Here is a 6,900-nt window from a genome sequence, read left to right on the forward strand (position 1 = left end):
CCAGCCGTCGTACGCCCGCCGCCCAGGAGGGCTCGGCGGGCACGGTGAAGCGCAGAGGCAGGGCTTCGTCCACGACGGACCCGGATGTCCCGGCGATCTCGGCGGGCGGGCGGGAGGCGGTGGGCGCGCGGCCGGACGGGCAGTCCTCGGTGACGGGGCCCGCCTTGGGACTTCTCACCTGTCCGTCGGTCACGGTGGCCATCCAGGTATCGCCTCGCGGTCGTGTGCGGCCGGGTCCGCCGCACCTTCCGGAACATCAATTCCGTTTCCACAGGGCTTAGTTGGCCGTCCTGACGGCCGTCCGTGCGGCGGCTCCCCCGGTCACTATGGTCTCGGACACACTCAGCTCGCAACCTGCGTTCTGATAATTTCGGATCCTTTGCCTTCACCCTGCCCGTGCCGTCGACGGCGTGGCACACTGCACGCGGTGACGGCCGCTCCGGGAGGCAGATCGTGAAGGAGAACCGCTCTCGCGGCAGTGCGCCCACCGTCCTGCGGATGGTCCTCGGCAAGCGTCTGCGGCACCTGCGGGAGCGGGCCGGGGTGTCCTTCGAGGACGCGGCACGGGCCATCGAGGTCACGCCCCTGACGGTCCGCCGGATCGAGAAGGCCGAGGTCGGCCTGCGCATCCCGTACGTCAGGGAACTGCTGCGCGCCTACGGCGTCCCGGCGGCGGAGGTGGACGACTTCGTCACCCTGGCCAGGGAGGCCAACCAGCCGGGCTGGTGGTACAAGTACCGCGACGTACTGCCGGAGTGGTTCAGGGCGTACGTGAGCCTGGAGAGCGAGGCGAGCGTCATCCGCCTCTACGAACCCCACTACGTGCCGGGTCTGTTGCAGACCCACGACTACGCCACCGCGCTCATGCGGGTCGGCTTCCCCAACGAGTCGGAGGAGGAGATCGCCCGGCGCGTGGCCCTGCGCCTCAGGCGCCAGGAGCTGCTCGCCAAGCCGGACGCCCCGGCGGTGTGGGCCATCCTGGACGAGACGGTGCTGCGCCGTCCCGTCGGCGGCGCCGAGGTGATGCGGGCCCAACTGGACCGGCTCGCCGAGGCCTTGGAGACGCCGAAGGTCCGCATCCAGATCATGCGCTTCTCCGTGGGGGTCCACCCCGGCGCCTACGGCCCCTTCCACCACTTCCGCTTCGGCTTCTCCGAACTCCCGGACATCGTCTACACCGAGAACCTCGCGGACTCGGTGTACTACGACCGGCCGGAGGACGTCGTGGCGTATCTCGAAGTCCTGGACCGGATGTCCGTGCAGGCGGAACCGGTCGCCCGGACCAGGGACATCCTGGGCGAACTGCGTAAGGAGTTGTGATCATGGGATTCACCGCGGCCGACGGCCCCGTCCACAACGGCGTGCCGGCCGGCGACCTGGGCACCGAGGGCTGGCACAAGCCCTGGAGCGGCACCAACGGCGGCTCCTGCGTCGAGGCCAAGCGCCTGCCCGACGGCCGCGTCGCCCTCCGCCAGTCCACGGACCCCGAGGGGCCCGCGCTGGTCTACGGCCGGGACGAGATGATCGCCTTCCTGGAGGGCGCCAAGGCCGGTCTGGCGGACTTCCTGGTCGACTGAAGTCCGCGCCCGCTCGCCGGCATCATCACGAACTCACACCTTTTACAAGGGCGTTGACGCTACGTTGGAGGCCGGACGAGGGACGTACGGCAGGAGACCCCCCATGGCGGACGGCGAGCACACCCCGGACCAGGACACCCTGTTCAAGATCGACGCCACGGTGCCGCACTCGGCCCGCATCTGGAACTACTGGATGGGCGGCAAGGACAACTACGAGGTCGACCGGATCGCGGGCGACGCCTACCGCGAGCACGCGCCCACCATCGCGACGATGGCCCGCGCCTCCCGCCAGTACCTGATCCGCGCCGTGACGTACGTGGCCGGCGACCTCGGCATCCGGCAGTTCCTCGACATCGGCACCGGACTGCCGACCTACGACAACACCCACCAGGTCGCCCAGCGCGTCGCCCCCGAGTCGCGCATCGTCTACGTCGACAACGACCCGCTGGTGCTCCGCCACGCCCAGGCCCTGCTCACCAGCACCCCGGAGGGGCTGACCGAGTACATCGACGCGGACCTGCACGAACCGGAGAGGATCATCGAGAGGGCGGCGAAGATCCTCGACTTCGAGCAGCCGGTGGCCCTGATGCTGATGGGCATCCTCGGCCACGTCCAGGACTACGAGGAGGCGAAGTCCATCGTCCGCCGCCTCCAGGCGGTCCTGCCCTCCGGCAGCTGCTTCGTGCACTACGACAGCACCGACACCGACCAGGCGCTCAAGGAGGCCCAGCAGGGCTACGACGACACCGGCGCCGTCCCGTACGTGCTGCGCGGCCCGGAGCAGCTCGCCGCCTACTACGAGGGTCTGGAGCTGCTCGAGCCCGGCATCGTCTCCTGCCCGCTGTGGCGTCCCGAGCCCGGCGCCACGCCCGAGCCCACGGACATCCACGGCGGCGTGGCCCGCAAGCCCTGACGCCCCGCCGCCGGCCGCCGGGGTCTACGGCGCCGTCCGCAGGAAGTCCGCCAGCCCCTCCAGGAGCCGGTCGACGTCCTCCTCGTCCGTGTAGGGCGCCAGTCCGACGCGCAGCCCGCCGGTGTCGCCGAGGCCGAGCCGGCGGGAGGCCTCCAGGGCGTAGAACGCGCCCGAGGGTGCCGCGACCGCCCGCTCGGCGAGGTGGCGGTGGGCGTCGACGGTGCTGCGGCCCTCGATGGTCAGCAGCAGGGTCGGGGTGCGCTCGGCGGCGCGCGAGTGCACGGTGATCCCCGGGAGGCGGGCCAGTTCCTCCTCGACACGGCGGCGCAGGGCGTCCTCGTGGTGTTCGAGCGAGCCGAGGGAGGCGACGAGCCGTTCCCGGCGGCTGCCGCGCGCCCGCGGGTCCATCCCGGCGAGGAAGTCCACGGCGGCCCGGGTGCCGGCCAGCAGCTCGTAGGGCAGGGTACCGAGCTCGAACCGCTCGGGGACCGTGTCGGGCGAGGGCAGCAGCTTGTCCGGGCGCAGGGTGGCGAGGAGGTCCGGGCGGCTCGCCACGACGCCGAGGTGGGGGCCGAGGAACTTGTACGGGGAGCAGGTGAAGAAGTCCGCGCCCAGGCCCGCGAGGTCGACCGCGGCGTGGGCGGTGTGGTGCACGCCGTCGACGTACAGCAGGGCGCCGCGCTCGTGGGCCAGGGCGGCGATCGCGGGTACGTCCGGGCGGGTGCCGATCAGGTTGGAGGCGGCGGTGACCGCCACCAGCCGGGTGCGGTCGGACAGCTGGGCCTCGATGTGCTCCGGGGTGAGCTCGCCGGTCGCCGGGTCGAAGTCGGCCCAACGGACGACCGCTCCCACGGCTTCGGCGGCCCGGACCCAGGGCCGGATGTTGGCGTCGTGGTCGAGCCGGGTCACGACCACCTCGTCGCCCGGCGACCACGTCCTGGCCAGCGCGCGGGAGAAGTCGTACGTCAGCTGGGTCGCGCTGCGGCCGAAGACGATCCCGGACGGCTCGGCGCCCAGCAGGTCCGCCATGGCCTCGCGGGCGGCGCCGACGCAGGCCTCGGCGTTGCGCTCGCCCAGGGTGACGGTCCCCCGGTTGGACAGCGGACCGGCCAGCGCCTCGGCGACGGCGTCGATGACGGGCTGCGGCGTCTGGCTTCCGCCGGGCCCGTCGAACTGGGCCCAGCCGGACTTCAGCGCGGGAAACTGCGCGCGCACACCGACGATGTCATGAGCCATGGAACACCCCTTGCCTACCCTTTCGGACACCGCGGCGGGAGCTGCCGCCCCATGATCCAACGCCCGGCGCCTCCGTGGGTCAATACGCCCGGGGCCCGCGTTCCGCCAGGGCCGCCTGCCAGGCGGGGGGCTCTGTCCGCGGTTCCGGGTCCGCGCGGCGGCCGCCGCGGGCGAAGAAGTCGGCGAGCGGGAGGATCGCGGCGCCGACGGTGACCGCGTCCGGGCCGAGCCGGCCCAGGTCGATGGTCACCTGCTCGGCGGGGTGGCGCAGGGCGTAGGAGGTGGCGTGGCGGCGTACGGCGGGCAGGAAGCGGGAGCCGAGCTGGAGGCCGGCCCAGCCGCCGATGAGGATGCGCTCGGGCTGGAAGAGGTTGATCAGGTCGGACAGGCCGGCGCCCAGGTACTCGGCGGTCTCCTCCAGGACGGCGAGCGCGACCGGGTCGGCGTCGGTGCCCTCGGGCGGGTGGGCGGCGGCCAGCATCGCGGTCAGCGCGGTCTCCTCGTCGGTGCCCTCCGGCGGGCACCCGCCCTCCTCGCGCCAGCGGGCCAGCAGCGACTCCGCGCCGGCGTACGCCTCCAGGCAGCCGAGGGCACCGCAGCGGCAGCGGCGCCCCCGCACCCGTACCGTGAGGTGTCCCCACTCGACGGCCCGGCCCTGCTCCACCTCGGGGGTGACCAGACAGGCGCCGACGCCGGAGCCGAAGAGCACCACGATCGCGTTGCCGGCGCCGCGCCCGGCGCCGAACCACATCTCGGCCTGGCCCAGTGTCCTGGCGCCGTTGTCGATGAAGTACGGGACGCCGTCCGGAAGCCGGGAGCCCGCGCGGAGCAGGGACTCCAGGGGCACCGCGTCCCAGCCGATGGTCTGGCCGTGCACCACGGCGCCCCGGTCGGGGGTGTGCTCGACGATGCCGGGCACGCCGATCCCGACGCCGAGCAGCCGCTCCGGGGCCGGGCCGGCCGCGGTCAGCACCTCGGCGATCCCGTCCCGGACGTGCTCGGTGATCACGTCGACGTCGTAGCCCTGCGCCGCCAGCGGGCGCTCGGTGCGGGCCAGTTCGGTGAGGGTGAGGTCGAACAGCTCGACGCGCACCCGGGTCTCGCCGACGTCCACACCGATCATGTGGCCGCTGCCGGGTGCGACACGCAGCAGGGTGCGCGGCCGGCCGCCGTCGGAGTCGACGCTGCCGGCCTCCTCGACGAGGCCGTCGGCGATCAGGTCGGCGACGACGTTGCTGACCGAGCCGGAGCTCAGGCCGGTGGCCGGGCCGAGCTCGAAGCGGCTGAGGGGGCCGTCGAAGTAGAGCCGTTGCAGCACGGCCGTACGGTTGCCCCGCCTGAGATCGCGTACCGTGCGTCCGTTCCGCCCCGCCATGCGGCTCCCTCCCGTACCGTGCCCGAGCTGCAACATACCGCCGCGCGCCGCCCGGTGCGACTTCTCCGGGCCCTTAGCGCAGGGGATGAATTAAGGAGTGAGGGAACGGGCGCCGTCAGGTCGGCGCCCGTCCTCGAAAAATATCGTTGGACCCCCTCCGGAGATCCTGCATAGCCTAGGCGCAAAACTAATGCCCTTAGGCAATCGACCGCACCGCCCTCCGGAGGTTCCCGTGAGAAAACTGACCGAGCAGGACATACGCAACTCGTTCGTCAACTGCACCAAGGGCGAGGCCAAGCGCCTGTCCGTCCCCCGGGACCTCGACGAGCGCCCCTGGGACGACCTGGATTTCCTGGGCTGGCGCGATCCGGGGGCGCCCGACCGCAGTTATCTGGTCACCGAGCGGGAGGGCCGCCTCACGGGTGTCGCCCTGCGCTTTCCCCCCTCGCAGCGCGGCTTCCTGCACCGCAGCCTGTGCTCACTGTGTCTGACCACCCACCCCGGCGGCGGGGTCTCGCTGATGACCGCCCGGAAGGCGGGCGCGGCGGGCCGCGAGGGAAACTCGGTCGGCGTGTACATGTGCACGGACCTCGCCTGCTCGCTCTATGTGCGCGGCAAGAAGGTCCCCGAGTCCGGACTCCGCTTCGAGGAGAGCCTCACCCTGGAGGAGCAGATCACCCGTACGACGGGCAACCTGGCGGCCTTCCTGGACAAGCTGTACACCTGACCCCGAGCGCGTCACCACGCGCATGCTCACGCGCGTGACCACGTTCGACCCGTCGGCGAACGGGGAACAGCGCAAGGAATGCGAGATGTACGTGAGTGGCCGTCGTCCCTCGTGCGGACGGTGAAGCGGCACCGGGACCCCGTGGTCGTCCAGGCGCTGCGGTCGACGGTCGCGGCGACGATCGCCTACGTGATCGCGAAGTTGCTGAGTCCGGAGCCGGCACCGCTGACCGCCCCCCTGACGGCCCTGCTCGTCGTCCAGGTCACCCTCTTCGCGACGCTGAAGATGAGCGTCCGCCGGGTGAACGCCGTGGTCGCCGGCGTGCTCGTCGCCATCGCCTTCTCCCTGCTGGTGGGGCTCACCTGGTGGAGCCTGGCCCTGGTGATCCTGGCCGGGCTGGGCGTCGGGCACCTGGTGCGGGTGGACGAGTTCGTGGTCGAGGTGGCGATCAGCGCCATGCTGGTCCTCGGCGTCACCACCGTCGGCAGCACGGCCTGGGCACGGGTCGTGGAGACGCTGATCGGCGCGGCGGTCGGCCTGTTCTGCAATCTGCTGCTCGCTCCCCCGGTGTGGACCGAACAGGCGGGCCAGTCGATCGAGGGGCTGGCACGCCGGATGCGGCAGTTGATGCTGCACATGGGCGAGGAGGCGGCCGGCGGCGTCCCGGTGGAGCAGGCGGCCGCCCGGCTGCACGAGGCACGCCGCCTGGACCACGACATCGCCGACGTGGACGCGGCGCTGCGGCAGGCCGAGGACAGTCTCAGGCTCAATCCGCGGGTGCGCGAGGGGCTGCTGAGCCGGGTGGTGCTGCGCACCGGGCTGGACACACTGGAGATCTGCACGGTGGTGCTGCGGGTGCTCGCGCGCTCCTTCACCGATCTGACCAAGCAGCGGGAGCCCGAGCCGCTGTTCTCACCGCAGGTGGGCCCACTGGTGCAGCAGCTGCTGTGCGAGATCGCCGACGCGGTGGTCAGCTACGCGGTGCTGGTCACCACGGACGTCAGCGAGAGCGCGGAGTCGGCCGAGGACCGGTTCGCCACCGAGCTGCGGCAGGCCGCGGCCACCCGGGACA

8 protein-coding genes are annotated in these 6,900 nt (G+C 72.2%); 5 read left to right on the forward strand and 3 right to left on the reverse strand.

Annotated features, from left to right (window positions below; all coding sequences use genetic code 11):
• The coding region (locus tag RH94_RS41650; protein WP_199881119.1) for a hypothetical protein at positions 1-202 on the reverse strand (202 nt) is incomplete at its 3' end.
• 296 nt (positions 203-498) lie between these two features.
• Between RH94_RS41650 and RH94_RS33490 the strand changes: the two genes are divergently transcribed.
• The 3 genes from RH94_RS33490 to RH94_RS33500 all read left to right on the forward strand — a co-directional run bounded on the left by RH94_RS33490 (position 499) and on the right by RH94_RS33500 (position 2,490).
• Entirely contained in the window at positions 499-1,320 is an 822-nt protein-coding gene (locus RH94_RS33490; protein ID WP_073952140.1) for a helix-turn-helix domain-containing protein, read from the forward strand.
• A gap of 2 nt (positions 1,321-1,322) precedes the next feature.
• Positions 1,323-1,577 (forward strand): DUF397 domain-containing protein, encoded by a 255-nt coding sequence (locus RH94_RS33495; protein ID WP_073952087.1) that lies wholly within the window; start codon positions 1,323-1,325, stop codon positions 1,575-1,577.
• 103 nt (positions 1,578-1,680) lie between these two features.
• Entirely contained in the window at positions 1,681-2,490 is an 810-nt protein-coding gene (locus tag RH94_RS33500; protein ID WP_073952088.1) for an SAM-dependent methyltransferase, read from the forward strand.
• Between the two features lie 24 nt (positions 2,491-2,514).
• Here the strand turns inward: RH94_RS33500 and RH94_RS33505 are convergent, their stop codons facing one another.
• Complete coding sequence (locus RH94_RS33505) at positions 2,515-3,726, reverse strand: cysteine desulfurase-like protein (RefSeq protein ID WP_073952089.1); 1,212 nt, start codon at positions 3,724-3,726, stop codon at positions 2,515-2,517.
• Between the two features lie 79 nt (positions 3,727-3,805).
• A complete protein-coding gene (locus RH94_RS33510; protein WP_073952090.1) occupies positions 3,806-5,101 on the reverse strand; it encodes an ROK family transcriptional regulator in 1,296 nt (431 codons plus the stop codon).
• A 232-nt stretch (positions 5,102-5,333) separates the two neighbouring features.
• On the opposite strand from RH94_RS33510, the gene RH94_RS33515 reads away from it, so the two are divergent.
• Positions 5,334-5,828, forward strand: coding sequence for an FBP domain-containing protein (locus RH94_RS33515; RefSeq protein WP_073952091.1), 495 nt, complete (start codon positions 5,334-5,336; stop codon positions 5,826-5,828).
• 78 nt (positions 5,829-5,906) lie between these two features.
• Positions 5,907-6,900 (forward strand): FUSC family protein (locus RH94_RS33520; protein ID WP_234426213.1); only part of this gene is annotated, 994 nt, incomplete at its 3' end.

Source organism: Streptomyces kebangsaanensis (genome assembly GCF_001906585.1).
In the GTDB taxonomy this organism is placed as follows: domain Bacteria; phylum Actinomycetota; class Actinomycetes; order Streptomycetales; family Streptomycetaceae; genus Streptomyces; species Streptomyces kebangsaanensis.